At 71.4% G+C, this 25,501-nt stretch carries 23 protein-coding genes; 14 read left to right on the top strand and 9 right to left on the bottom strand.

Annotation, left to right across the window (positions count from 1 at the left end):
• Positions 1 to 23 precede the first annotated feature (23 nt).
• The 9 genes from AC5L35_RS09520 (at position 24) to AC5L35_RS09480 (ending at position 10,309) form a co-directional block, all read left to right on the top strand.
• Positions 24 to 1,019 (top strand): NAD(P)H-quinone oxidoreductase, encoded by a 996-nt coding sequence (locus AC5L35_RS09520; RefSeq protein WP_495059179.1) that lies wholly within the window; start codon positions 24 to 26, stop codon positions 1,017 to 1,019.
• A gap of 123 nt (positions 1,020 to 1,142) precedes the next feature.
• Positions 1,143 to 1,703 carry a bacterial proteasome activator family protein gene (locus tag AC5L35_RS09515; protein ID WP_495059178.1) on the top strand — a complete coding sequence of 187 codons (561 nt, stop codon included), beginning with the start codon at positions 1,143 to 1,145 and terminating at the stop codon, positions 1,701 to 1,703.
• Positions 1,704 to 1,889: 186 nt separating this feature from the next.
• On the top strand, positions 1,890 to 2,714 hold the full coding sequence (wzm, locus tag AC5L35_RS09510; RefSeq protein WP_169397822.1) for a galactan export ABC transporter permease subunit Wzm/RfbD: 825 nt from the start codon (positions 1,890 to 1,892) through the stop codon (positions 2,712 to 2,714).
• 7 nt (positions 2,715 to 2,721) lie between these two features.
• Positions 2,722 to 3,489, top strand: a complete 768-nt coding sequence (gene wzt, locus AC5L35_RS09505) for a galactan export ABC transporter ATP-binding subunit Wzt/RfbE (RefSeq protein ID WP_495059177.1) — start codon at positions 2,722 to 2,724, stop codon at positions 3,487 to 3,489.
• Entirely contained in the window at positions 3,486 to 4,412 is a 927-nt protein-coding gene (gene glfT1, locus AC5L35_RS09500; RefSeq protein ID WP_495059176.1) for a galactofuranosyltransferase GlfT1, read from the top strand. Before wzt ends, glfT1 begins: the two co-directional genes overlap by 4 nt.
• A gap of 328 nt (positions 4,413 to 4,740) precedes the next feature.
• A complete protein-coding gene (locus AC5L35_RS09495) occupies positions 4,741 to 5,937 on the top strand; it encodes a glycosyltransferase (RefSeq protein ID WP_495059175.1) in 1,197 nt (398 codons plus the stop codon).
• Positions 5,924 to 7,906 carry a right-handed parallel beta-helix repeat-containing protein gene (locus tag AC5L35_RS09490; RefSeq protein WP_495059174.1) on the top strand — a complete coding sequence of 661 codons (1,983 nt, stop codon included), beginning with the start codon at positions 5,924 to 5,926 and terminating at the stop codon, positions 7,904 to 7,906. Before AC5L35_RS09495 ends, AC5L35_RS09490 begins: the two co-directional genes overlap by 14 nt.
• Positions 7,903 to 8,955 carry a right-handed parallel beta-helix repeat-containing protein gene (locus tag AC5L35_RS09485; RefSeq protein WP_495059173.1) on the top strand — a complete coding sequence of 351 codons (1,053 nt, stop codon included), beginning with the start codon at positions 7,903 to 7,905 and terminating at the stop codon, positions 8,953 to 8,955. Before AC5L35_RS09490 ends, AC5L35_RS09485 begins: the two co-directional genes overlap by 4 nt.
• A 49-nt stretch (positions 8,956 to 9,004) precedes the next feature.
• Positions 9,005 to 10,309, top strand: a complete 1,305-nt coding sequence (locus AC5L35_RS09480) for a UDP-glucose dehydrogenase family protein (RefSeq protein WP_495059172.1) — start codon at positions 9,005 to 9,007, stop codon at positions 10,307 to 10,309.
• 36 nt (positions 10,310 to 10,345) lie between these two features.
• Here AC5L35_RS09480 and AC5L35_RS09475 read toward each other — a convergent pair whose 3' ends face one another.
• Positions 10,346 to 10,759: a GtrA family protein gene (locus AC5L35_RS09475; RefSeq protein ID WP_495059171.1), complete on the bottom strand. Its 414-nt coding sequence runs from the start codon at positions 10,757 to 10,759 to the stop codon at positions 10,346 to 10,348.
• Positions 10,760 to 10,849: 90 nt separating this feature from the next.
• Between AC5L35_RS09475 and AC5L35_RS09470 the strand changes: the two genes are divergently transcribed.
• Positions 10,850 to 12,538, top strand: coding sequence for a DUF885 domain-containing protein (locus AC5L35_RS09470; protein ID WP_495059170.1), 1,689 nt, complete (start codon positions 10,850 to 10,852; stop codon positions 12,536 to 12,538).
• Between the two features lie 306 nt (positions 12,539 to 12,844).
• Positions 12,845 to 13,489: a nitroreductase family protein gene (locus tag AC5L35_RS09465; RefSeq protein ID WP_495059169.1), complete on the top strand. Its 645-nt coding sequence runs from the start codon at positions 12,845 to 12,847 to the stop codon at positions 13,487 to 13,489.
• A 15-nt stretch (positions 13,490 to 13,504) separates the two neighbouring features.
• On the opposite strand, the gene AC5L35_RS09460 is transcribed toward AC5L35_RS09465, so the two are convergent.
• Complete coding sequence (locus tag AC5L35_RS09460; protein ID WP_495059168.1) at positions 13,505 to 14,110, bottom strand: DUF1707 SHOCT-like domain-containing protein; 606 nt, start codon at positions 14,108 to 14,110, stop codon at positions 13,505 to 13,507.
• Positions 14,111 to 14,260: 150 nt separating this feature from the next.
• Here AC5L35_RS09460 and dprE1 point away from each other — a divergent pair, with 150 nt between their 5' ends.
• Together dprE1 and dprE2 are read left to right on the top strand one after the other, a co-directional pair.
• On the top strand, positions 14,261 to 15,622 hold the full coding sequence (gene dprE1 / locus AC5L35_RS09455) for a decaprenylphosphoryl-beta-D-ribose oxidase (RefSeq protein WP_495059167.1): 1,362 nt from the start codon (positions 14,261 to 14,263) through the stop codon (positions 15,620 to 15,622).
• Entirely contained in the window at positions 15,622 to 16,377 is a 756-nt protein-coding gene (dprE2, locus tag AC5L35_RS09450; RefSeq protein ID WP_495059166.1) for a decaprenylphospho-beta-D-erythro-pentofuranosid-2-ulose 2-reductase, read from the top strand. The genes dprE1 and dprE2 overlap by 1 nt, the downstream gene beginning before the upstream one ends.
• Before the next feature lie 13 nt (positions 16,378 to 16,390).
• Here dprE2 and AC5L35_RS09445 read toward each other — a convergent pair whose 3' ends face one another.
• Positions 16,391 to 17,326 (bottom strand): hypothetical protein, encoded by a 936-nt coding sequence (locus AC5L35_RS09445; protein ID WP_495059165.1) that lies wholly within the window; start codon positions 17,324 to 17,326, stop codon positions 16,391 to 16,393.
• 334 nt (positions 17,327 to 17,660) lie between these two features.
• On the opposite strand from AC5L35_RS09445, the gene AC5L35_RS09440 reads away from it, so the two are divergent.
• Positions 17,661 to 18,026, top strand: coding sequence for a YciI family protein (locus tag AC5L35_RS09440; protein ID WP_495059164.1), 366 nt, complete (start codon positions 17,661 to 17,663; stop codon positions 18,024 to 18,026).
• Positions 18,027 to 18,053: 27 nt separating this feature from the next.
• On the opposite strand, the gene AC5L35_RS09435 is transcribed toward AC5L35_RS09440, so the two are convergent.
• From AC5L35_RS09435 to AC5L35_RS09410, 6 genes are all read right to left on the bottom strand, one after another.
• Entirely contained in the window at positions 18,054 to 19,520 is a 1,467-nt protein-coding gene (locus tag AC5L35_RS09435; protein WP_495059163.1) for an acyltransferase family protein, read from the bottom strand.
• Between the two features lie 207 nt (positions 19,521 to 19,727).
• The gene (locus AC5L35_RS09430) at positions 19,728 to 20,372 is read right to left on the bottom strand and encodes a nitroreductase family protein (protein ID WP_495059162.1); all 645 of its coding nucleotides are present in this window, start codon (positions 20,370 to 20,372) and stop codon (positions 19,728 to 19,730) included.
• Between the two features lie 28 nt (positions 20,373 to 20,400).
• Entirely contained in the window at positions 20,401 to 22,155 is a 1,755-nt protein-coding gene (locus AC5L35_RS09425; protein WP_495059161.1) for an arabinofuranosyltransferase AftB family protein, read from the bottom strand.
• 94 nt (positions 22,156 to 22,249) lie between these two features.
• Positions 22,250 to 22,975, bottom strand: a complete 726-nt coding sequence (locus tag AC5L35_RS09420; protein ID WP_495059160.1) for a class I SAM-dependent methyltransferase — start codon at positions 22,973 to 22,975, stop codon at positions 22,250 to 22,252.
• Entirely contained in the window at positions 22,972 to 24,129 is a 1,158-nt protein-coding gene (locus tag AC5L35_RS09415) for a glycosyltransferase family 4 protein (RefSeq protein ID WP_495059159.1), read from the bottom strand. Before AC5L35_RS09415 ends, AC5L35_RS09420 begins: the two co-directional genes overlap by 4 nt.
• Entirely contained in the window at positions 24,119 to 25,378 is a 1,260-nt protein-coding gene (locus AC5L35_RS09410) for a lipopolysaccharide biosynthesis protein (protein WP_495059158.1), read from the bottom strand. The genes AC5L35_RS09415 and AC5L35_RS09410 overlap by 11 nt, the downstream gene beginning before the upstream one ends.
• Positions 25,379 to 25,501 lie beyond the last annotated feature (123 nt).

The raw sequence follows: 25,501 nt of genomic DNA, 5'->3' as shown, positions 1-25,501 counted from the left end.
CTCGACCGAATAGTTTCGAGGTCATGTATGCAATCACGGTTCGTGAACCGGGCGGTCCGGACGTTCTCCAGTGGACCGAGGTCCCCGACCCCGTAGCGGGCCCGGGAGAGGTCGTCGTCGACGTGGTGGCGAGCGCGGTCAACCGCGCCGACCTGCTCCAGCGCCAGGGCCACTACCCGCCACCCCCCGGCGCGTCGGACACCATCGGGCTGGAGTGCTCCGGACGGATCGCGCAGCTCGGCGACGGCGTCGAGGGGTGGCAGGTCGGCGACGAGGTGTGCGCGCTGCTCGCCGGAGGTGGGTACGCGGAGAAGGTGGTGGTGCCCGCGGTGCAGCTGCTGCCGGTGCCGTCCGGCATCGACGTCGTGACGGCCGCCGGGCTCCCGGAGGTGGCGTGCACGGTCTGGTCGAACATCGTGGCCGCGGGCCGGCTCAGCGCCGGCGAGACGTTCCTCGTGCAGGGTGGGAGCAGCGGCATCGGGACGCACGCGATCCAGGTGGCGAAGGCTCTCGGGGCCACGGTGGCCGCCACGGCAGGGGCGCCGGACCGGCTCGAGCGCTGCCGCGAGCTGGGCGCCGACATCGCCATCGACTACCACGACGACATCCCCGCCGAGCTCAAGAAGGCCACCGACGGCCACGGCGCCGACGTCATCCTCGACAACATGGGCGCCAAGGGGCTCGCCGCCAACATCGACGCGCTCGCCCCCGACGGCCGGCTGCTGATCATCGGCCTGCAGGGCGGCGTGAAGGGCGAGGTCAACCTCAGCAAGCTGCTCGCCAAGCGGGCCAGCATCACCGCGATGGGCCTGCGCGGGCGGCCGGTGGACGGACCCAACGGCAAGGGCGCGGTCGTGGCAGGCGTGCGGGAGCAGGTGTGGCCGATGATCGAGGCGGGGAAGGTGCGTCCGATCGTGCACGGCACCGTCCCGATGCCCGACGCCGGGAAGGCGCACGCGCAGCTGGAGGCCGGAGGCGTGGTGGGGAAGCTGCTGCTGGTGGTTCCGGGCCACGGCTGAGCGGCAACAGCCGAGGGGCGAGCACCAGCCGGCGGCCGGACGTCCGGATACGGTGTCGGAGGAACAGGACGTCGACAGTGATGCGGCGAGCGTGCCCTCTGCTCGCCGGGGAACATGGAGATCATGAGTCAGCCATCGGAGCAGCACGCGAACGGCAACGGCGAGCAGCAGGTCGTGGTCATCGGGCCGGACGGCCAGCCGGTGGGCATGGCGATGCTGCCCCAGTCGGGCGAGGACGGTGGCGAGCAGGGCGGTATGGGAGCCATGGTCGAGCAGCCCGGCAAGGTCATGCGGATCGGCACGATGATCAAGCAACTCCTCGAGGAGGTGCGGGCGGCGCCCCTCGACGAGGCGTCGCGCAACCGGCTCCGCGAGATCCACGAGAACTCGATCAAGGAGCTGGAGACCGGCCTGGCACCGGAGCTGCGCGACGAGCTCCACCGCCTCAGCCTGCCCTTCACCGAGGACAGCACCCCGTCGGACGCTGAGCTGCGGATCGCGCAGGCACAGCTGGTCGGCTGGCTGGAGGGGCTGTTCCACGGCATCCAGACGGCATTGTTCGCACAGCAGATGGCCGCTCGTGCGCAGCTGGAGCAGATGCGTCGAGGCCTACCTCCCGGAGCCGTGCCGCAGCAGCCCGGCCCCGAGGGTGGCCTCGGCAGGGGCACCGGTCAGTACCTGTAGCCGGGCGCACCGCCAGGTGACGGGACCGGCCGCTGACATGCCTCGGAATTGCAGGAACGTGGCGTTGCTGCAATCGGGGCAGGCCCGCACGAGCGCGTCGCCACCCGTCGGTACGCTCATCGGGTGGCTCAGACGATGACCACCGGTGACGACCGGGCCGAGGAAGCGACGTCCGTGCCGGCGGTCATGCCCGAGGCTGCTCCCTCGCGCAGCTGGCGGCGCGCTTTCGACGATCTCGGGCAGGGCTGGCGGCAGCGACCGCTGTGGGGATACCTGGGCTGGCAGGACATCAAGCAGCGATATCGCCGCTCGGTGCTCGGGCCGCTGTGGATCAGCATCACCATGGCCGTGGTCGCCACGGCCATGGGCATCCTCTACGGCGCCCTGTTCGGCGAGGACATCCGCACGTTCCTGCCCTACGTCGCCACCGGCCTGCTGATCTGGTACTTCATCAACGGCTGCATCCTCGAGGGCAGCGAGGTCTTCATCGCCAACGAGGGGCTGATCCGGTTCCTGCCGGCCCCGCTGAGCCTGCACGTCTACCGGCTCGTGTGGCGCCAGACGCTGTTCTTCCTGCACAACCTCGTCGTGTGGGGCATCCTCGCCGCGATCTTCCGGCCACCGCTGGGCTGGTCGTTGCTCCTGGCGATCCCCGCGTTCATGCTGCTCATCGTCAACGGCGCGTGGATCACCGTGCTCACGGGCATCATCGCCACCCGCTTCCGCGACATCCCGCCGATCATCGCCAGCCTCGCGAACCTGCTGTTCTTCGTGACGCCGATCGTGTGGCAGTACGACACTCTGCTGAAGAACCCGGCCGTCGCCGAACGGGCCCGGATCGCTGAGCTGAACCCCGTGCTGCACTTCGTCGAGATCCTCCGCGAGCCGCTGCTCGGCGAGCCGATCGTCTGGCACCACTGGATCGTGGTCGGTGTCATCACGGTGGCGGGCTGCATCGCGGCGCTCGTCTGCCTCCGCAACTACCGCTCCCGCGTCGCGTACTGGGTCTGAGGACGGCATGGTCAGCATCGATCTCGACGGCGCGGCCGTCGACTTCCCGATCTTCGACGCCAAGACGCGGTCGCTGAAGAAGGCCGTGTTGGGCCGCGCGGGCGGCCGGATCGGCACCGGTTCGAAGGTGCCCATCATCGAGGCGCTGCGCGACATCACGGTGTCCCTGCGCAAGGGCGACCGCGTCGCGCTCGTCGGGCACAACGGGGCGGGCAAGTCCACGCTGCTGCGGCTCATGTCGGGCATCTACGAGCCCACCCGTGGACGCTCCTCCGTGATCGGCAAGGTGGCGCCGGTCTTCGACCTGGCCGTCGGGATGGACCCGGAGATCTCCGGGCTGGAGAACATCCTCATCCGCGGCCTCTTCCTCGGGATGACGCGCAAGCAGATGGAGTCGCGGGTCGACGACATCGCGGCCTTCACCGAGCTCGGCGACTACCTCAAGATGCCGCTGCGCACCTACTCCACGGGTATGCGTGTGCGGCTCGCGCTCGGCGTCGTCACCAGCATCGACCCCGAGATCCTGCTGCTCGACGAGGGCATCGGCGCGGTCGACGCGGAGTTCCTCGCCAAGGCGCGCAACCGGCTCAACGAACTGGTGGAGCGTTCCGGGATCCTCGTGTTCGCCTCGCACTCCGACGAGTTCCTCGCCGACCTGTGCGACACGGCCATCTGGATGGACCGCGGCACCATCAAGGAGCACGGACCCCTGCGCGACGTGCTGCGCCACTACAAGGGCCGTGACGTGCTGGCCGAGATCGAAGCCACCCGGTGAGACAGGAGCCGCTCCCTGCCGGCTCGGTCGTCGCGGTGGTCGTCACGCGCCATCGCAACGACATGTTGGTCGACTCGCTGGCCGCGCTCGCGAAGCAGACCCACCCCATCGCGCACCTCGTCGTCGTCGACAACGGGCCGGACCAACCGGCCCGTGAGGTCGTCGAGGCCAGTGGCCTGCCGGCTACCTGGCTGCCGTCCTGGAGCAACCTCGGCGGCGCCGGTGGGTTCGCACTCGGCATGCTGCATGCGCTCGCCATGGGCGCGGAGTGGATCTGGCTGGGCGACGACGACGGCCACGCCGCCGACGAGACGGTGCTCGCCACCCTCGTCGATCTCGCGGAGCGTCGCGGGCTGGCCGCGGTGTCGCCCACCGTCGCCGACAAGGACCACCCCGACCGCCTCGCGTTTCCGGTACGTCGGGGGCTCACCTGGCACCGGTCACGTGCGGCACTCGCCGCCGACATCGGCCACGGCGCCGACGACGAACTGCTCCCCGGGGTTGCCGCGCTGTTCAACGGGGCGCTGTTCCGGGCCGCCACCCTCGACGTCATCGGGGTCCCGGACCTACGGCTGTTCGTCCGTGGGGACGAGGTGGAGATGCACCGCAGGCTGGTGCGGTCCGAACTGCCGTTCGGCACGTCGCTCCGGTCGGCCTACCTGCATCCGGCAGGCTCGGACGACGACAAGCCGATGCTCGGCGGCCGGCTCCACGCGCGCGACCCCGACGACCCGGTGAAGCGCTACTACACCTACCGCAACCGCGGGTACCTCGTCTCGCAGCCGGGGATGCGCAAGGTCGGGCTGCTGGAGGTGCCGCGGTTCGCCTGGTACTTCCTGGTCACCAAGCGCAGCCCGAAGCAGTTCGCACAGTGGGTGCGGCTCGTGCGCCAGGGACGTGCCGAGCGGTTCCACCGCGCCTGACGTAATCACGTCGTCACTGCACGCTATGAAACCCCACCCGATCGGGTGTGATTACGATCACATCACTTAAGCGTATCTTTTCCCGTTGTTAGTCGTGTGCTCGCTCGCGCGTTCTCAGAATGTGTTCCGCGTTGCTGACACAACCCCTCTGACGTGCAGAGAAGCGAATCTCGACCGATCAAGGTAAAAAGTGGGTTAACACCCCCAATCGCCACTCCAGGTGACCACTGTGCGCTCCGCACTGCTAATTTCCCCCCTCGATAGTGGTCGGATATCGGGGGACAAGATGTGGGATTGGCTCCGCTTTCTGGAGCATTGGCAGCTCTTCTTGCCGGTCGGGGTCATCGGCGGTATCTCCTGGTCGGTCTGGCTGATCCGCAAGGTCATGTCCGCCGGCTACCGCCCGCTCGTGAACGACTTCCGGACGACCACCTCGGTGGTCGTTCCCTCGTTCCGGGAGGACCCGGACGTCCTCCTGCGCTGCCTCGACACGTGGCTCGCCCAGGGGCCGACCGAAGTGATCATCGTGCTCGACGTCGAGGACCTTGAAGCCCGCGACCGTCTGATGGCACGCCAGGACCGGCGCATCCACGTCATGATGTTCGCCCACGAAGGCAAGCGCTCGGCCCTCGGCGTCGGCATCCGGGCGGCCCGTTACGAGGTCCTCGTCCTCACCGACTCCGACACCGCATGGGAGCCCGGCCTGCTCGACGCCGTGCAGATGCCCTTCGTCAACCCGAAGGTGGGCGCGGTCGGCACCCGGCAGAACGTCTTCGAGCCGCGCAGCAGCGTCTGGCGCCGCGTCGCCGACTGGATCATCGACCTGCGGTACATGGACTACGTGCCCGCCACGGCTCGTCGTGGTGGCGTCGTCTGCGTCTCCGGACGCACTGCCGCCTACCGCCGTTCCGCGGTGATGCCGGTACTGGCCAACCTCGAGCACGAGTTCTTCCTGGGCAGGCGCTGCGTCGCAGGCGACGACGGCAGGCTCACCTGGCTGGTGCTCGCGCAGGGCTACCGCACCGAGCACCAGGACTCGGCGCGAGCGCTGTCGATGTTCCCCTCGACGTTCAAGGCGTTCTGCAAGCAGCGCGTCCGCTGGAGCCGCAACTCCTACCGCTGCTACCTCACGTCCATCTTCAAGGGCTGGCTGTGGCGCGTCCCGCTCATCTCGCAGCTGACCGTGTTCCAGATCCTCTTCACGCCGGTCACCATGTTCGCGACGGTCTACTACCTGGTCGCCGCCTGGTTCAGCCCCCAGCGTGAGCTCGCCGTGGTCCTCGGAATCGCGTGGCTGTTCATCGGCCGGGCCATCCGCAGCTTCTCGCACCTGCGGCGCCGGCCGTCCGACCTCATCATCCTGCCGCTCGTCACATTCGTGATCATGTTCGTGGCGCTACCGATCAAGACCTGGGCATTCGTGACCATGAACAAGCAGGGGTGGCTCACCCGGCACGCCAACCTCGTCGGTGGCGAAGGCCAGGACGAAGCCAGCCTGACGGAGGACACCCGTGGCGCAGCCTGAACCAACCCCCCGCCGCAAGGGCCGCCGCTGGCTCGTGGCACTGACGGCGCTCGTCGTCGTCGTCGGCGGCATCGCGGTGGGCGCTGTCCAGACCGGCATGGTGGAACGGGTCCTCGGCCCGGATCCGACCGACACCGGCAGCAGGCTCGACGACGCCGAGGAGGCCGGGGTCGTCGAAGCCCAGACGGACGCCGAGGACGACGTCGCCCCCACCACGGAAGCGCAGCAGCACCAGGCGACCCTCGTCGAGGCCGAGGACGACCGGCTCTTCGCGATCGTCAGCGACCGGCCGCCGTCGGACACCCCCTACGAGGTGGCCGCCGCAGGTCAGGCCGTTCCCACCGTGGTCCTCACCCCCCGTTCCCAGCCCTACGACCTCCCCTCGCTCGAGCGGCTCAACGCCGCCGCGAGGCAACCCGACGGCTCCTGGCTGCTGAGCCGGTCCGTGGTGGTGGGGCGCGGCGCGGAGCTGCGGATCCAGGAGCCCAACGCGACGCTGCGGATGGCCAGCGGCCCGAGCGGCTTCGCGACCCTGGTCGCCTTCAAGGGGACGTTGACCCTCTCCGGCGGTCCCGACGCCCCCCTGACCATCACGAGCTGGGACCCCACCGCGAACGCGCCGGACACCGACCGTGGTGACGGCCGCGCCTACGTGCGCTCCGTCGGGGCCAGGATGGACCTCACCGAGGTCAACGCATCCGACCTCGGGTTCTGGAGCGGCCGCACCGGCGGTGTGGCCTGGACCGGCAGCGCAGGCGCCCCGGCCACCGGCTCCGCGAACCACATGACGGTCGAACGCGGCCACTACGGGATCTTCACCAGCCGCGCCACCGACATCGTCGTCAACGACGCGACCCTGCGCGACAACGAACTGGACGGGCTGCTGCTGCACCGGGAGACGAGCGGCGTCACCGCCACCGACGTCACGAGCACCGGGAACGGACGCGACGGGGTGACCGCAACGCGCGGCGCCAAGCGCATCACCCTCACGGAGGTGACGTCCTCGGACAACGCGGGCAACGGGATCCGGATCGACGGTTCCCCGCTGGCCGCCGAGGCCACCGCGGGTGGGGCGAGCACCGCCCAGGGCTCGGGCTACACGATCGAGCGCTCGACCGCCACGGGCAACACCGACACGGGGATCCTCGCCGTCGAGGCAGGCGGCCTCGCGCTGCGCGACAACACCGTGTCGGGCAACAAGGACGGGATCGTTCTCCGCGGCAACGCGGAGCGGCCCTCCGTCACGGGCAACACCGTCGACGCGGCCGAGTTCGGCATCGCGGTGCGCGGCGGCACTCGGGCCGCGCAGGTCACCGGCAACCGCGTCGGTTCGGCCGTGATCGCGATCCAGGTCACCGACGCGTCGGCCACCGTCCAGGAGAACGAGGTGCGCGCAGCGTCCCGCTACGGCGTCTCGCTGGTGGGGGAGGTGACCGGATCGTCGGTCGCCACCAACAAGCTGGCGGGTCGGGGCCTCGCGGCCCTCGACGTCAACCGGGTGGGCCCCACCGCCACCGTCGGCATCTCCGGCAACGACGAGACCCGCTGGACGGTCGACCGCGACGAGCTGCGCTACTGGAGCGACTACGCGAAGACCCATCCCCTGCTGCTGCTGTGGCTGCTCATCCTGCTCCTGCCGCTGGCCGCCCGGCTGTGGACCAAGCGCCGCAAGCGGCTGCGTGACGAGCACGAGCACGCCCACCCCTACGTCAACGTGCCGCCCGGCCCGCCGGTCCCCGGCAACAGCCACGTGATCACCTCGATCGGGAGGCCGGGCCCGGTCGCCCCGATGGCCCGGCCGATGCCGGCGCGTCCGATGCCCCAGCCGATGCGTCCGATGCCCCAGCCGGCTCCCACGCCCGATGCCGCGCAGCCGACGCCGGTGCGGCCCGAGGAGGTTGCCTCCCCGACCGTCGCCCTGCCGGTCACCCGCGTCACGGTGGTCTCCGGGCGAGGGGCCCGCCGGTGACGGCGACGCCCGGGTCGCCGCTCCGGCGCCGGGTCACCGGCCTCGTCGGCGGTCTGGTGGCGGTGGCTGCGCTGGCCGGAGTGGCCGCGTGTGGCGGAAGCGGTGGGGACGGTGGACAGCCACCGCCGGCACCGGCACCCGCGCCGCCCACGGCAGGCACGGCGTGCACGCAGAAGCCCACCACGGAGGTCCGCACCGCCGACGAGCTCACCGAGGCACTCGCCGGGGCCCGCCCCGGCTCGGTGATCTCCCTCGCGCCGGGCACCTACGCAGGCAACTTCGTCGCCACCGCGCAGGGCACCCAGGACAAGCCGATCGCCGTCTGCGGCACCCGGGACGCCGTCCTCGACGGCGGCGCCACCGACGGCGACTACACGTTCCACCTCGACGGCACCGCGTACTGGCAGCTGAGCGGCTTCACCGTCCGCGGCGGCCAGAAGGGTGTGATGGCCGACCGCGCGCAGGGCAACCTCATCGAGGGCCTGCTCGTGGAGGGCACCGGCGACGAAGCCATCCATCTGAGGCAGAACAGCACCGACAACGTGGTGCGCGGCAACACCGTGCAGAACACCGGGCTGCGCAACGGCAAGTACGGCGAGGGCATCTACATCGGCAGCGCCGAGAGCAACTGGTGCGACCAGACGAACTGCGAGCCCGACCGCAGCGACCGCAACCTCATCGAGGGCAACACCATCTCCGGGACGACCTCGGAGTCGGTGGACATCAAGGAAGGCACCACCGGCGGGATCCTCCGCGGCAACACGTTCTCGGGCGCCGGCATGACCGACGCCGACTCCTGGGTGGACGTCAAGGGGAACGGCTGGACGATCGTCGGCAACACCGGCACCGACAGCCCCGAGGACGGCTTCCAGGTGCACGAGATCCTCGACGGCTGGGGCCTGGACAACACCTTCGACTCCAACACGGCCACCGTCAACGCAGATGGCTACGCGATCAACGTCACCAAGAACGAGGAGCGGAACCGGGTCGGCTGCGACAACCGCAGCGTCGACGCCGGTCAGGGTCTGAGCCCCGAAGCCTGCGGCTGACCCACCACGACCTCTCCAGACCAACCGAATCGAATCGAGAGGAGCCGCTGTGTTCGCTCGGCGGATCGCCGTCATCGGCACCGGCTACGTAGGACTCACCACCGGCGCCTGCCTGGCCTCCCTCGGCCACCACGTCGTGTGTGCCGACATCGACCCCGACAAGATCGACCGCCTGAACGACGGCCAGATCGACATCCTGGAACCCGGGTTGCCCGAGCTGGTCTCCGAGAATGTCGCTGCCGGCCGCCTCGAGTTCGTCCTGGGCGCCCGGCAGGCGATCGTCCGGCCCGACGAACCCGCCGTCGAGGTCGTGTTCCTCTGCGTCCCGACGCCGATGGGCGAGGGCGGGGCCGCCGACCTGGCCGCCGTGCAGGCGGTGGCGAACGAGGTGCGCCACCTGCTGCCGAAGGGCTGCGTCGTGGTCAACAAGTCCACGGTGCCGGTCGGCACGGCGGAGGCGACCCGGAAGATGCTGGGCCGGCGCGACGTGTCCGTCGTCAGCAACCCGGAGTTCCTCCGGGAGGGCAGCGCGGTGCACGACTTCCTGCACCCGGACCGGATCGTGGTCGGCAGCGACGCCCAGGACGCCGCCGAGCGCGTGGCCGCGCTCTACTCCAAGCTCGGTGCTCCCACCCAGCTCACCGACGCGGCCAGCGCCGAGATGGTCAAGTACGCGGCGAACTGCTTCCTCGCCATGAAGCTGTCCTACGTCAACGCGCTCGCCGACCTGTGTGAGCGTCTCGGCGCGGACGTCATCGAGGTCACCGAGGGCATGGGCTACGACCGGCGGATCGGGCAGACCTTCCTGTCCCCCGGTCCCGGCTGGGGCGGCTCGTGCTTCCCGAAGGACACCCACGCGCTCCTGCAGATCGCCGCGGCGGCGGGCATGGACTTCGAGCTGGTCGGGGCGAGCCTGCGCACCAACGAGACCACCCGCGAGCGCGTGGTCGACAAGGTCCGCACCGCGGTCGGGGGCTCGCTCGCCGGGCAGCGGATCGGGATCCTCGGGCTCACCTTCAAGGCCGGCACGGACGACCTGCGCGACTCCCCCTCGCTCGCCGTCGCACAACTGCTGCGGGCCGAGGGCGCCGAGCTCGTCGGTTACGACCCGGCCTGCACGCACGACGTGCCCGGTGTGACCGACGGGATCACCGTCGTCGACGACGCGCTGGACGCCGCCAAGGACGCTGCGGCGCTGGTGGTGCTCACCGAGTGGCCGCAGTTCCGGACGCTGGACTGGACGGCGCTCGGCGGCGTGGTCGGCACCCCCGTGGTGATCGACACCCGCAACCTGCTCGACCCCGACGTGCTCCGCCGGGCCGGCTTCGCCTGGATCGGGCTGGGCCGCAGCTGAGGTACCCGGTCCGGCGGCACCCGCCGCCGGACCGGATCAGCGTCGGAAGACCACTGTGCGGAGCATCACGAAGTTGACCACGGTGGCCGTGCCCTGGGAGATCACCCAGGCCGCGCTGACCCGCAGCGGGATGGCGGGCAGCACGGCGAGCATCAACGCGTTCACACCGACGGTGAGTGCGAACGTGGTGGCGTAGAGCAGCACGAATCCCGCCAGCCGGGCCCGCGCGGCGCCCTCGACCTGGAACGTGAAGCGCCGGTTGAGGAGGTACGCGGTGGTGGTGCCGAGGATGAAGCTGACAGCCCTGGCGGCGTTCGGCCACGTGCCGAGCGCGAGCAGGCCCTGGTAGCTGCCGTAGTCGACCCCGGCCGACAGCACGCCGATGACGACGAACCGGCTCAGCTGCGCGACCAGGCCGAGCTGGGCCGGTGCGGGGCGGGTCGCGGTCACCACAGGAGGGTATCCGCCGCGCCCGGGCACCCGATGCCTCCCCCGGATGCACAGCTGCGCGATTCGGGTTCGGGAGGCACGATCATCCGGATGACCACCGTGACCGATGCCGGCACTCCCACCGGGGTGCGCGCCCTCGCCGACGACTACGTCCGGCGTCTCGCCGACCTGGACACCAGGACCGCGACCTCCCTGGGCACCCACCCCGGCGACGACCGGACCCCCGACCTCTCCCCCGACGGCCAGCAGGCGATCGACGACCTCGCACGCAGCGTGCTCGCCGCCCTCCCCACGGCGGTGGTGGCCGACGACGACGACCGGCGCTGTGCGCGCCTGTTGCGTGAACGCCTCGAAGCCCAGCTCGCCGTGAGCGACGCCGGGGAGCACCTGCGGACGCTGCGCAACATCTTCGGGCCCCACCAGCAGGTACGGCAGCTGTTCGAGCTGATGCCGACGGCCACGTCCGACGACTGGGAGGTGGTGGCGCGCCGGATGGCACGGGTGCCCCAGGCGTACGCCGGGTACGTCGCCTCGCTCACCGAGGGATCGCGCCGCGGCCTGTTCGCGGCACCCCGCCAGGTGGAGACGGTCGTCGGGCAGCTCGACGCCTGGCTGGCCGGTGCGGAGGGCACCTGGTTCCACACGTTCGTGGCGAAGGCACCCGGGGACACCGCGTTGCGCGCCGCGCTGGCCGACGCCGCCGACGCCGCCGCTGCCGCGGCCCTCGGGCTCCGCGACCACCTCGCCGACGAGTACCTGCCCGCGGCCCAGGGCACGCCCGACGGCGTCGGCGCCGAGCGCTACCGGCTCGGTGCCCGCCTGAGCACGGGGTCCGACCTCGATCTCGCCGAGGCCTACGCGTGGGGCTGGGACGAGTTCCGTCGCCTGGACGCGGAGATGCACCGCGAGGCCCGGACGGTGCTCCCCGGCGCCGACCCGATCACGGCGATGCGTCATCTCGACGAGAACGGCGACGCGGTCGACGGTGTCGAGGAGGTACGCATCTGGCTGCAGAAGATGATGGACACCGCGATCGACGAGCTGGACGGTGCGCACTTCGACATCTCCGGGCCGATCCGGACGGTCGAGGCCATGATCGCCCCATCGGGCAGCGCCGCCGCGCCCTACTACACGCGCCCGTCGCTCGACTTCTCCCGGCCCGGCCGCACCTGGCTGCCCACGCTCGGGGAGACCCGGTTCCCCCTGTGGGGCCTGGTCAGCACCTGGTACCACGAGGGCGTTCCCGGCCACCACCTGCAGCTCGCCCGGTGGACACACCTCGCCGACCGGCTCTCGACATACCAGACCACCATCGGCTCGGTGTCCGGCAACACCGAGGGCTGGGCGCTCTACGCCGAGCGGCTGATGGACGAGCTCGGCTACCTCACGCTGCCCGGCACCCGGCTCGGCTACCTCGACGCGCAGCAGATGCGCGCCATCCGTGTGGTGATCGACATCGGGATGCACCTCGGGCTGCAGGTCCCCGCCGACTCGTCCGTGCACGCCGGGGAGACCTGGACCCCGGAGGTGGCACGCGCATTCTTCGGCGCCCACTGCGGCCGTCCCGCCGCGTTCCTCGACAGCGAGATCGTGCGGTACCTGGGCTGGCCCGGTCAGGCGATCAGCTACAAGCTGGGTGAGCGGGCGTGGCTGGCAGGCCGCGATGCTGCCCAGGCCGCCCGGGGTGCGGACTTCGATCCGAAGGCCTGGCACGGCGCCGCTCTCTCACTGGGGAGCCTCGGCCTGGACGACCTCACCGACGAGCTCGCCCGTCTGTAGGAGGGTCCTGAGCAACTCCGCCCGTAGCGAGCGGCGTCCAGGTGGTGTCATCGCAAGGCGGCGGAACGTCCCGATACCGCTGTTGTATCGGGGCGGTTCGCCAACGCGGCGAGGGCGCTGCCTGGGCGTCGCGCAGTAGGGCCGAGTTGTTCAGGGCGCTCCTAGCCCGGGTCCATCCGCTCGACGAGGTCCGGCCGGGCCTCGTCGAGCGACCGGGGACGGGATCGGCCGGCGGGCCCGTTGTGCACGGTGGCGGCGGTGGACGGGCCCAGGGTGGGTCCGCGAGCCGCCGCGGGAGGACACCTGATGACTGCTCTCGACCTGACCACCGACGAACTGCTGAGCACCACCCGCGCCGTCCGCAGACGTCTCGATCTCACCCGTCCCGTCGACCGGTCGGTGCTGCGCGAGTGTGTGGAGCTGGCCGCGCAGGCACCCACCGGCCGCAACCGCCAGCGCTGGGAGTTCGTGTTCGTCACCGATCCGGGACGCCGGGCGGCGATCGCCGATCTGTACCGGCTGGGCCTGATCCGGCCGACCGTGCCCGTGCCCTACGACGGGGTGGACCGCTCGGAGGCCGACGGCAGACAGCGGATGGCCGGCAGCGCACAGCATCTGTTCGATCACCTGCACGAGGTGCCGGTGCTGGTGGTGCCCTGCGTGCACGTGGTCCGCGAACCGAGCCCATCGGTGGTGGCGCAGGCGAACCTCTGGGGGTCGGTCCTGCCCGCGGTCTGGAGCTTCATGCTCGCCGCTCGCTCGCGCGGCCTCGGCACCGCGTGGACCACCGCCCATCTGCACTACGAACGCGAGGCCGCCGACGTGCTCGGCGTCCCGTACGAGACGGTCCAGCAGACGGCACTGATCCCGGTGGCCCACACCATCGGCACCGACTTCCGCCGCGCGCCGCGCAGCGGCATCGACACCGTCACGCACTGGGACAGCTGGTGAGCGCCGGGCCGCCGCTCAGAAGTAGTGGCCCGCGAAGCGGTACCGCCGCCGCACCGTGACGGAACCCATCCCGGCCCGGCCGTGCACCACGAAGTGGGGCACGCCGGGCCTGCGGATGGACGGGACGCTGCTCTTGACGGTGCCCATGGTGGCCACGACGGCATCGACGTCGGCCGTGGACTCGTCCGGCACGAGCAGCCGAGCCGATCCCGCGCCGAGGTCGACCTCCACGTCGATCACGGGGTGGTTCAGCGCGGTGTCGCAGAAGTCCAGGACCACCGAGCCCATCGCGCTCTGCAGGCGAAGCCGCGGCGGGACGTCCCAGGCGCCGTGGCGCTTGATGGTGGACGCGCCGGTGCGCAGCACCAGCGGCGGTCCGTCCGGCGCGCGCGGCGGCGGGACGGCACCGGCGAGGGCGGCCTGGTGCGCTCCGGGCAGGTCGGCCAGCGGCGGCAGCAGATCGGCCTCGTACCGCGCGGCGTAGATCACCGACAGCCGTTCCTCCAGCTCGGAGACGGTGATCCGGCCGTCAGCGAGCGCCTGGTGGAGCTGGGCTGCGGCACGCTCCCTGTCGGCGTCGGAGATCCTGATGCCCGGTGGGTCCGGCGGCGTCGTGCTCACCGAAGCAGAATAGTGCCGAATCGCCGGCCGGTGACCGATTGATCCTGATCCGGATGCGACCCGGCAAACGGGCGCCGGGCACGGCCCGACCGGGGAGCCCCACCGGGTGGAGGCACAACCGCGATCTCTACGGGGAGTAGCCTGGCGCCGATGTCCGGAACGGCGAGTCTGCGCGGTTGGGGACGCACCGCGCCCACCACGGCGCAGGTGCTCACACCCAGGTCCTTCGACGACGTGTCCGCCGCGGTCGCGGCGGCAGGCCCGCGCGGGATCATCGCCCGCGGTCTCGGGCGCTCCTACGGTGATCCGGCCCAGAACGCCGGCGGCACGGTGCTGGACATGACCGGTCTCGCCACGATCCACTCCATCGACGCCGACACCGGCGTCGCCGAGGTGGACGGCGGGGTCAGCCTCGACGCACTGATGCGCAGCGCATTGCCGTACGGGCTGTGGGTGCCGGTCCTGCCGGGCACCCGCCAGGTGACGATCGGTGGGGCCATCGGCGCCGACGTCCACGGCAAGAACCACCACAGCAAGGGCAGCTTCGGCAACCACGTCCGCTCACTGGACCTGGTCACCGCCGACGGCACGCTCCGCACCCTCACCCCGGACGGGCCGGACGCCGACCTGTTCTGGGCCACGGTCGGCGGCATGGGCCTCACGGGCGTGATCGTGCGCGCCTCCGTGCAGCTGCACCGCACGGAGTCGGCCTACTTCGTGGTCGACACCGACCGCACCGCCGACCTCGACGAGCTGATGGGCCTGCTCACCGACGGCTCCGACGACACCTACGGCTACTCCGCGGCGTGGTTCGACACCACCACCACGGGCGCCCAGCTCGGCCGGGCCGTGCTCACCCGCGGCTCGCTCGCCACCGTCGACCAGCTGCCGCCGAAGCTGCGCAGCGACCCACTCAAGTTCGAGGCGCCGCAGCTGCTGGCGTTGCCCGACATGTTCCCGAACGGGCTGGCCAACCGGCTCACGCTGCGCGCGTTCAGCGAGCTCTGGTACCGCAAGGCCCCGAAGCGCCAGCGCGGGTCCGTGCAGAACATCACGACCTTCTACCAGGTGCTCGACCTGTTCGGCGACTGGAACCGGGTCTACGGATCGCGCGGGTTCCTGCAGTACCAGTTCCTCGTCCCGTTCGGCGAGGAACCGACGTTCCGCCGAGTCGTGGAGAAGATCGCGAAGTCGCCGCACGCGTCCGGGCTCAACGTGCTCAAGCGCTTCGGCGAGGGCAACGCCGCGCCGCTGTCGTTCCCGCAGCCCGGCTGGACGATCACCGTCGACTTCCCCATCGCGCGAGGGCTGCACCGGTTCTGCGACGAGCTCGACGAGCTCGTGCTCGGCGCGGGCGGGCGGCTGTACCTCGCCAAGGAGTCACGGGCGAGCGCCGCGACGATCCGGCGCGGCTACCCGCGGTTCGACGAATGGCGCAAGGTGCGCGACCACGTCGACCCCACCGGGGTCTTCACATCCGACATGGCCAGACGGCTGGAGCTGACGAACTGATGATCGACGCCGTGGGCAACCCGCAGAGCGTGCTGCTGATGGGCGGTACCTCGGAGATCGGCCTCGCGGTCGTCGAGGCGTTCGCCTCCGACCGGCCGTTGCGGGTGGTGCTGGCCGCCCGGCCGTCCGACCGGCTGGACGCTGCGCGGGCCCGCCTCGAGCGCCTCGGCTGCGCCGTCGAGACGCTGACGTTCGACGCGCTCGCTCTCGACACGCACGCCGACGTGGTCCGCAAGGCCTTCACCGGCGGCGACATCGACGTGGCTCTCGTCGCCTTCGGGCTGCTCGGCGACAACGAGAAGGGGTGGACCGACGTCTCCACCGCCGTCGAGATCGCGCAGGTCAACTACACCGCCGCCGTCTCGGTGGGCGTCGCGCTCGCGGAGCGGCTCCGCGCACAGGGCCACGGCTCACTCGTCGCGTTCTCCTCGGTCGCGGGTGAGCGGGCGCGCCGGTCCAACTTCGTCTACGGCTCCACCAAGGCCGGCCTGGACGCCTTCTACTCCGGGCTCACCATGGCGCTGCGCCCCGCCGGTGTCGCCGTCACCGTGGTGCGTCCCGGGTTCGTGCACACCAAGATGACCGAGGGCCTGAAGGCCGCCCCGCTGTCCACCACTCCCGAGGCCGTGGCCGCCGTGGTGGTCGACGCGGTTCGCAACCGGCGCGAGCTCGTCTGGGCCCCGGCCCCGCTGCGCCTGGTGATGAGCGTGCTGCGGCACCTGCCGCGCGCGGTGTTCCGCCGCCTGCCCATCTGACCGGGCCTCGCCACTACCGCCCGGTCGGGGCGAGCCGACCAGCCGGCCACGAGAGCGGGGTCGGTTCGACCGGGTAGCCCGCGCCCGGCGTCTGGCCAGGGACGACACCGTCCCAGAGATACTCGACGCGGGCGACGTCGCCCTCCAGCGCAGCGGGGTCGGTCGGCGGGTAATACAGGAGTGCCTCGGAGTAGGCGGGCAGGCGGGTCTTCGGGTCGAGGTAGTACACGGCCTCCACCTGGCTGCGGCGGGTCTGCCCGAACCCCGGAGTCAGCACGTGCGACTCCCACTTCGGCCCGATCGCTCGGAACGCCGACATGAGCACGGCCATCCCGTACGGCTCGCCGGTGCCGTCCAGGGCCCGGAAGATCACCGGCATCCGCACGTACTGCCTGCCGTCGTGCTCGACCAGCGACAGCTCGCCGACGTCGAGGTAGCCGGGGTAGTCCTCGCGCAGTGAGCCCATGAACGCCGTGGCCTCCTCCGGCGTCAGGCCCGCGGTCAGCACCCCCTCGGTGACCGTCCCGATGAGCTCGAGGGTGCTGCGGGAGGCACCGACACCAGCGCTGATCTCGCAGTTGAGTCCACCCGGTCCCCAGGCTGCATCGAACTTGTCGTACCGGTACGCCTTGCCGCCCGCACAAGCGACATTGAAGCCGTCGATCTGGTGGTACGCGTACTCGTTGGTGCGAAAGTCGAATCCGCCCTCGCTGATCGCACGCGTGTAGTCGCCACCGGCGACGTAGGTCGCGACGTCCCTGAGCGACTCCATCCGGGTGTGCAGCACGGGCTGCGTGAACTGGGCGACCAGGCTCTCGTCGAGCAACTGCTCGGCACTCACCTGTGCGAGGTCGCCCTGGGTCAGCGGCGCATCGCCGTCCAGTGGCCCCGCCGGGGGACGGGCCGGATCGACCGGTGCGGCCTGCCCCGGGATCTCCTCTGCCAGCACGGCACACCCAGCACTGCCGGCCACGAGGAGGGCCGCGGCCAGGACGGCGAACGGACGGCCAATCCAGGGCCTGCGGACCGATCGGTCCGCAGGGATCGGCAGCCCCGACGTGTCCGGCGCCGCGTGCCCCGCTCCGACCATGATCGTGCCGCCTTCTGCCGTCCCGCCCCGCTGCCTAACGGCAGTCGGGCGGGTGGATCTTCCTGCCCACCTCACGAGGACGGTCGGGCGGGTCCCGCTGATCCGCCGACCCGCCGATGTCGGGGGTGGTCCCGATACTCCAACCTGTTCACGACGGAGCCCGACCGGGCACCGGCCGCCGAGGGAGCAGACCGTGAAGTACATGCTGATCATGCAGATGAACCCGGCTGCGTTCGACGCGCTGACCGACGAGCAGCGCGAGGAGGTGATGGCCGGCCACGGTGCGTTCATGGAGACGATCAAGGCCTCCGGCGAGATGGTGGAGACCCACGCACTGGCCGAGCCGGCTCAGAGCACCGTGGTGCGAGGCCGGGAGGGCGTGCCGGTCGTGACCGACGGCCCGTTCCTGGAGTCGAAGGAGTTCATGGGGGGCTTCTACCTCGTGGAGTGCGAGACCCCCGAGCGGGCGATCGAGCTCGCCGCCATGATCCCCGACGCTGCGATCGACGGGATGGCCATCGAGGTACGACCGGTCGTGTTCTCGTCGGGGCGCGGGTAGCGGCGACCGGCACGTCCCGGTCGGCGATCAGCCCCGCGCGTTGAGGTACCCCTGCACGTGGAGGGAACGCTCGTAGTCACCCGGCCGCGGGGGTTGCCCGCGCTGGGCATTGATCAGCGCGGCAGCCAGAGCCGGTCGCCCGGGATCCGGCGCGGCGCGGCGACGCGGCACCACGGAGGCCTCGGCGGAACCGCCCGCTCCCCCTCCGGCACGCGTCTCACCGCTCCGGCCCGCGGCGGCGTTGCGGCGCGCGGCGACGATGCGGGAGGAGGACGTGGCCGATTGGTTGCCCACTCCCGGCCAGCCCGTCGCCGTCCCCCCGACGGCGCGGTGGCGGGGAGACCTCGACGCCCGCGCAGGCGCCGCATCGCCAGGCCGCGCCATCGCCCGCAGGCTCCGCCGGGCGGGCTCCTCCACGGCGTGGAAAGCCAGCGCCGCCACCGCGAACGTCGAGAACAGCACGACCACGCCCGTGACGTGCGCGAGCAGCGTGCCGGGCCCCAGCGAGTTGAACTTCTGCAGCGCCAGCCAGTAGATCTCGAACATCGGGATGTGTACGAGGTAGAGGCTGTAGGACACCCGGCCGCCGTACACCGCCCATGGCTTCGACAGCACCATCGCCGGCCCGCGGTCGGCCACGGCCAGCGCCCCCACCAGGAGCGGGAACAGCGCGATCACCGCGCCGCCGCGTCCGGGGCCGATGAGCTCACCGAGCAGCAGACCCGCCGCGATCAGCACCGGCACCACCACCGCGGCGGTCGAAGCGCTGCGCCGCAGCCCCTCCGTCCGGCGCATCCGGCGGACGGCCAGGTACATCACGGCGCCCCCGCTGAAGCCGCAGAGGATGCGGGCGGCCCAGCTCCACGGGTGATACGGAGTTCCGGTGCTCAGGTAGGCCCACACCATCGGAGCCATCAGCGCCACCGCGGTGATGCCCAACACCGCGGCGGGGAGGTTGCGCAGCCGGAAGAGCACGAGCACCCCCACCGGGAAGAGCAGGTAGGCCAGCCACTCCGCGCTGATCGACCAGGTGGACCCCACCCAGGACGCCCCGTCGAAGAACGGGTTGTCCCAGAGCTGGACCATGAACAGCTGCTGCAGGTACTCCGTGGGGCCGAGGTCCGGCTGCACGGCCTGGAACGCCACCTCCGAGTCGGAGCCGTACCACAGACGGGCCATCAACCAGATCCCGAACAGGTGGAACACCAGCGCGTACACGGGCCAGATGCGGCAGGCGCGAGCCCAGACGAAACGCATGGTGGCTCGGGCCCGCAGCGCGGGCCCGAGCGAGTCCAGGTACGTGTAGGTGATCACGAACCCGCTGAGGACGAAGAACAGGTCCACACCGAGGGCGCCCGCGGTGATCAACGGCCCCAGCACGGCGGCCACCTCCGCGACCGCCTCCAGGGGCGTGAAGTGGAAGTGGAAGAGGACGACCCACGCCGCCGCGACGATGCGCAGCCCGGTCAGGCCACGCAGCTCCGTGCTGGGCACCCCTCGACCGACGGACGGAGTGGTGGTCAGATGACCTGCTGTCGTCACGAGGTGAAAACGACGACACGCCGAGCGATGGTGCGCCTACCAGCCCGAACGTACCGGTATGGCCCGGGCCGTCACTGCCCGGTGGGCAGCGGTACGGCCGACCGGGTGGCAGCGAACCAGACCGATTCAGTACAGCGTGCAACGACCGAACACGTTCCGCTACCAGCGGTCGAGGTGCAGCACCGTGTCGAGCGGCTCCCGTGGCGCGGGCTTGAACGTCTCTCCCGTGTAGTAGGCGGTGGGCAGGAGGACGCCCTGGCGCACGTTCGGCGGGATTTCGAGCAGCTCGGAGATCTCCTTCTCGTAGCGCAGGTGCAGCGTCGTCCAGGCGCTGCCGAGCCCGCGGGCGCGGGCCGCGAGCTGGAAGCTCCACGCCGCCGGAAGCAGGGAACCCCACAGGCCTGCCTGGTTGGCCGCCGGCAGCTCCTCGCCTGCCGTGATGCAGGCGAGGACGAGCACCGGGACATCGCCCATCCGGTCGGCGAGGTACTCAGCTGACGTGCCGATGCGCGCCTGCACGGCCTGTCGCTCGTCGCTGTAGTTCGCGGCGCGGCCGGCGTAGCCCGACGAGTTGCGGTACCGGTCGTAGGACTGCTTGTAGTACTCCCCGATCCGGGCACGGAGCTCGCCGTCGGTGACGACCAGCCAGTGCCACCCCTGCTGGTTGCTGCCGGTGGGCGCCTGCACGGCGACCTCCAGGCACTCCCGCACGAGCTCGATGGGGACCGGTCGGTCGAGATCCAGGCGCTTTCGCACGGAACGGGTGGTGGTGAGCAGTTCGTCGGGGCTGAGAGGAAGCGTCATGCCCCGATCATGCTCCCGGCCTCCCGCCTCATTCGGCCGGGCGGCAGTCCGCGGCCACGCGGGGATCGCGGGGGTACCGGTAGGAGGTGCGCTCCCAGGACCCGGTGAGGTTGTCCCAGAACCGCTGTGCGGTGAGCGGCGCCCGCACGGAGTCGAGCAGTTCCTGGGTGCGGGGGCACGCGAGCGCGGTGCGAGCGGCGGCGACACCCGCCGGGTCGACGAAACCGGTGTCGGTGATCCCGGCGTCGGCCAGGAACCACTCCGGCGGCAGGTCCTTGTCGTGACCGATGCGCCCGTCGGGAACGCCCGTGGCGTGGGCGGCGAGGGGGTTGGTGAGCCCGACGCCGTCGAGCACCGTGGTGGAGAGCGGCGCCAGCTCGCCCGTGACACCGAGGTTGAGCCAGACGATCGTGTTGCGGGCGTTCTCGCCGGGCTTCGGGAACAGCCACCAGCGCAGCCCGTTCTCCCCCGGGCCGGCCACCGCCAGCGAGGGCGTCGGCGCGGCGGCGAGCGCAGCGACGCCCTCGGGTGCCACCGGGTGCCCGACGAAGTCCTCGCTGGTCACCGGGTTGGGCTTGCCGACGAGGATCACGTAGTAGAGCCGCTCGTTGGCGATCCAGTTCGGGCCGAGAGTGTCGTAGGCGGGCCGCATGCCGACGATGCACGCCACGGCCCACACCGCCATGCCGATGACGGGGAGCGCGGTCCACCGGGTGAACGGCACCGCCATCAGCGGCAGCACCAGGCAGAACAAGGCCGGGAGCAGCATCCGGCCGTGCATGAAGTCGCCGCCGACGCGCGTGACGTACAGCGCGAGCAGCCCCGCGCCCAGCACGGGCACCGCGACCACCACGACGGTGGCGAGGCGCAGGCGCCGCAACGCCGGCGACCGCGTGCCCCGGCGCAGCCCCACGAGCGCCGGCAAGCCGACGAGCAGGACCAGCAGCGGGATCCACAGCCGGTAGGGATCGATCAGGTCGAACAGGTAGAAGATGCCCTGCTGCCAGCGGGCGGAGCTCGCCTCCTTGGCCAGCGCCGTGGACGGCACCAGCAGGCCGTAGTAGCCGGCCCGGAACACCTCGTACGCCAGCGGAACCGCGGCGGCCACCACCGCGAGCCCGACCAGCCGGCGCCACCCGCGGCGGGCCTCCAGCACCACCAGCGCGACCGCCACGAGCAGCCCGAACAGGGCGAGGTCGGGGCGCACCAGCGGCGCGAGTCCGAGCACGAGGGCCAGCGGCCACGCGCGGCCACCCCCGCCTGCGCGGGCGGCTTCCAGGCGGCCGACGAGCAGCCACCACGTGAAGCCCAGCCACCCGACGATGAGACCGGTCTCCAGACCGGACGTGCCGAAGTCCCAGAACGGCGGCAGCGAGACGACGACGAGCGCGCCGAACGGCACCATCAGCCGCCGGACGGCGAACAGCCTGCGCGCGGCGTCGAGCCCGAACCCGAGGCCGGCGACCGACAGCACCAGGCCGAGGATCACCGCCGTCCAGTTCAGCGAGACTCCCGGCACCAGGCCGGGAATCGCCAGCAGGGCCGTCCACAGGGTCGAGGTGTTGGCCTCCACCCGCTCGCCCACGTTGAAGACCGGGCCCTCGCCCGCCACCAGCTGGCGCACCGTCCGCAGGACGATGAGCCCGTCGTCGCTCATCCAGCGGCGGTGCCAGATGAGCGCGCCGAAGGCGAGCATCGTCACGCCGAACAGCGCGAAGGTCCAGGGGGAACGCGACGGGCCGGCCGCCCGGTGGCCCGGCCATGCGGCCGGATCCGCCTCCACGACAGTGCTGATCGGATTCCCCCTCGTGTCGGGCGCCCGGCACCCGCCGTGCGCCTACATCGTGCCGGGCAGCACCCGGACGGAGGCGCCGGGGTCAGGACCCGGCGGGAACCTCCAGGACGAAGACGGACGACTCACCCGAGCCCGGGCGGAGGAACAGCCGCCCGGCCAGGAACTGCACGAAGGACGGCACCGCGTACCGGGCCGCGTCGAGGAGCTTCGGGAGCTTGCCGTACGGCACGTTCCAGAGCCCGTCGCTGCCCTCGCGCAGCACCCGGAAGCCCGCTGCGGTGAGGACGGCGCGCCACTCGTCGTGCGGTTTGAGGTTGATGTGGGTGGGGTCCTGGTAGCCGGTCCACCCCTCGCCCGCCAGACCACGCGCGCGGCCGGCAGGGTCCGGCATCACCACCAGCGCGCGTCCGCCCGGCACCAGCACCCGCCGCCAGCAGGCCAGCACCGCCGCGGCCGTCTCGTCGTCGAGGTGCTCCAGCACGTGGATGGCCGTGAGCCCGCGGAAGTTCGCGTCGGGGATCGCGTCGAGCGTGAGGTACACCGGGCAGCCGGGAGCGGTACGCCGGGCGACCGTCGCCGAGTACGGCGAGATCTCGAACCCGGAAGCCCGGTCGTGCGCCGACAGCCTGCGCAGCAGGTGGCCCGTGCCGCACCCGAAGTCGAGGTAGGGGCCGCGGCCGATGTAGCGGCGGACCATCCGGACGTACCAGCGCAGGGCGGGCCGGTCGCCTGCCTGGCCGTTGTTGTCGTAGTAGTCGGCGTCGTAATGGTCGGGCGAGCCGGCGACAGGCTCGAACTCCGTGCTCACTGCGTGCTCCTGACCTGGTGGGCCGCCTTGTCGATCAGAACTTCGTAGCCGTCGAGCACCGCCGGGACCGAGAACGCCTGGTGAGCGCGGGCGGCTCCGGCCGCGCGGTCGGGCGGGTCGGTCTGGAACGAGTGCAGCGCGCGGGTGATCGCCGCCGGGTCGGCCGGCTGGACGACGGTGCCGAAACCGGTCTGTGCGACGGGCTGGCGCACCCCGGGGATGTCGCTGGACAGCACCGGCACGCCGGCCAGCATCGCCACCGCCTGCACGATGCCGAAGGCCTCGAACGCGTTGACCGACGGCAGCGTGAACACGTCGAGGGAAGCGTAGAAGTCGCCGATCCGCTCCTCGGGCACGAAGCCCATCAGCCGGATCCGGCTGTCGTCGCCGATCGCCTGGCGCACACGGTCGACGACGCTGCCGCCTGCCACGTGGGTGAAGTCGCCGCCGATCAGCAGCCGCGCGTCGGGGTCGGGCAGCGCCCGGAACCCGCGGACCAGGTACTCGAGGCCCTTCTCGCGCACGATCCGGCCGAGGAAGCCGACGTGCATGCCGTCGGTCTCGCGGTAGCTCGGCTCGCCCGCCGGGGGCGGCGAACACGGGGGCGGGACGACCACCATCGAGGGTGCGATCGACGGCCACATGCGGCTGTGCCGGGCGTAGTCCTCGCTGGTGACGGTGACGACGGCGGACTGTTTCATGGCCAGCCGGTTCGACGCGTCGACGACCAGCCGCTGCACCGTGTTGACCAGTCCCGGCGGGAGCGTCACGTCGCAGTGGTAGGTGGACACGAGCGGGGTGCGCATCCCGGCGGCGATCGCGCCCGCCTCCAGCATCGGGAGCTGCACCGAGCCCACCGCGGCCTTGGCCATCGTGGCCCGGGCGAGGCGCACCAGCTGTGGGCTGATCACCCCGCGGCCGAGGCGGGCCAGCACCGGAGCCCGGAGCACCCGGACACCGTTGATCTCCTCCTCGAGCGGCAGCGACGAGTCGTAGCGGCTGGTGACGACCGTGACGCGCCGGCCCCGGGCCGCGAGACCCTCCGCGATGTCCCGTGCCATGTTGGTCAGGCCCGAGACGTACGGGGCGTAGTAGGTCAGCGCGATGACGAGGTCGTCACGGCGCCTGGCGTTGGAGCGTTCCTCAGGAGACACTCTGCAGCTCCCGTTCACGTCGTTCGCTGAGCACCAAGCCGGTGCCCACGAGCCATCCGGCGGCGGAGCCGAGGAGGAAGGCCAGCTCGGCGCGCAGCAGCAGGTCCGGCACCACCGCCAGCACCACCCCGGCGACGAGCAGTCCCGACAGCCAGCTCCAGGCCACCAGCCGGTGCCGCACCGAAGCGACGAGCACCTGGGTGACCAGGACGAGCCCGATGTAGGCGGCGACCCCCACGGCGAGCAGGGCCACGTGCGAACCGGGCAGTACGTACGCGGGCCCGAAGATCAGCCCGACGAGCCACGGCCCGACCAGGAACCCGAGCCCGAGCGCGGCCGCTGCCAGCGCGAGCAGCCCGAGCGAGAGCCACCGGACCACGCGGACGAGCGCGGCCCGGTCACCGGCGTGCAGGATCGAGGTGAAGATCGGCAGCAGCGCCGTCTGCAGCGGCACCACCAGGAACAGTGGGATCCGGGCGAGCGTGAACACCGCGAGGAACTGGCCGGCGCGGGTGACGTCCATCTGGTTCTGTGCGAGCACCGGCACGAGCACCGGCGGACCGTTGAGCAGCAGCTGCGCGCACAGCGACCCCATCAGGAGCGGTGCGACGGCGGTCCAGACGGCCCGGGGGACGAGACGGCCTGCTGCCGGGTCGGGTTCGGTGGCGGGGCGGGTGCGTCTGCGCAGCAGGGAGATCAGCTGCGGGGCGTGCGCCAGCCCGATGGCCACCACCAGCGTCCACGCGAACTCCGGGCTGCCCGGGGTGGTCATCAGTGTGGCGACGAGCGCGGCCAGGCCGACCCGCAGTGCGGAGTCGAGAAGCATGATCGCGGCGTGCCGGCCCATCCGGTCCATCCCGATGAGCGCGCCGCGCACGACGAACTGACCGGCCGACACCAGGCACAGCACGCCCACCGCCACGACGGTGACCGACTGGCCGCCGAACGCCCTCGACAACAACGGCCAGCCGAGCGCGACCACCGCGACGAGGGCCACCGCCATCGTGGCCGCCGTGAGCAGAACCGCTCTGAGCACGCCGAGCGGCCGGTTCGGGGTCTGCAGCAGCCGGGCCGTCTCCTGCTCGATGGACAGGAACATCCCGAACCCGGCCACCTGGGCGAGCGACCAGAAGGCGCCGAAGTAGGCGTACTCGGCGGCGGTGAGGCTGCGCGCGACGATGGCCAGGTAGGCGTTGATGAGCAGTCCGGACGCCACGATCCCGACCACGACGAGCCCGACCGACCGCATGCGGTTGCCGGGTGTGCTGGTCAGGGCCGGGACCTTCCGCTCGAATTCGTCAGGGGTGCCGATTATGCAGCTTTCGGCCGTCCGCCGTGGGTTGTGCGTCTGCTGGTCCGTCACGTTCGCGCC

It is taken from the genome of Pseudonocardia sp. OZ21, from assembly GCF_059359135.1.
This window is presented reverse-complemented; position numbering and strand designations above follow the sequence as displayed.

Bases quoted from the DNA above. Each gene is read 5' to 3' on its own strand.
- wzm (WP_169397822.1), top strand. From the start codon at position 1,890: ATGCCCGAGGCTGCTCCCTCGCGCAGCTGGCGGCGCGCTTTCGACGAT.
- AC5L35_RS09515 (WP_495059178.1), top strand. From the start codon at position 1,143: ATGAGTCAGCCATCGGAGCAGCACGCGAACGGCAACGGCGAGCAGCAG.
- dprE2 (WP_495059166.1), top strand. From the start codon at position 15,622: ATGATCGACGCCGTGGGCAACCCGCAGAGCGTGCTGCTGATGGGCGGT.
- dprE1 (WP_495059167.1), top strand. From the start codon at position 14,261: ATGTCCGGAACGGCGAGTCTGCGCGGTTGGGGACGCACCGCGCCCACC.
- AC5L35_RS09465 (WP_495059169.1), top strand. From the start codon at position 12,845: ATGACTGCTCTCGACCTGACCACCGACGAACTGCTGAGCACCACCCGC.
- AC5L35_RS09470 (WP_495059170.1), top strand. From the start codon at position 10,850: ATGACCACCGTGACCGATGCCGGCACTCCCACCGGGGTGCGCGCCCTC.
- AC5L35_RS09430 (WP_495059162.1), bottom strand. From the start codon at position 20,372: ATGACGCTTCCTCTCAGCCCCGACGAACTGCTCACCACCACCCGTTCC.
- wzt (WP_495059177.1), top strand. From the start codon at position 2,722: ATGGTCAGCATCGATCTCGACGGCGCGGCCGTCGACTTCCCGATCTTC.
- AC5L35_RS09520 (WP_495059179.1), top strand. From the start codon at position 24: ATGTATGCAATCACGGTTCGTGAACCGGGCGGTCCGGACGTTCTCCAG.
- AC5L35_RS09410 (WP_495059158.1), bottom strand. From the start codon at position 25,378: ATGCGGTCGGTCGGGCTCGTCGTGGTCGGGATCGTGGCGTCCGGACTG.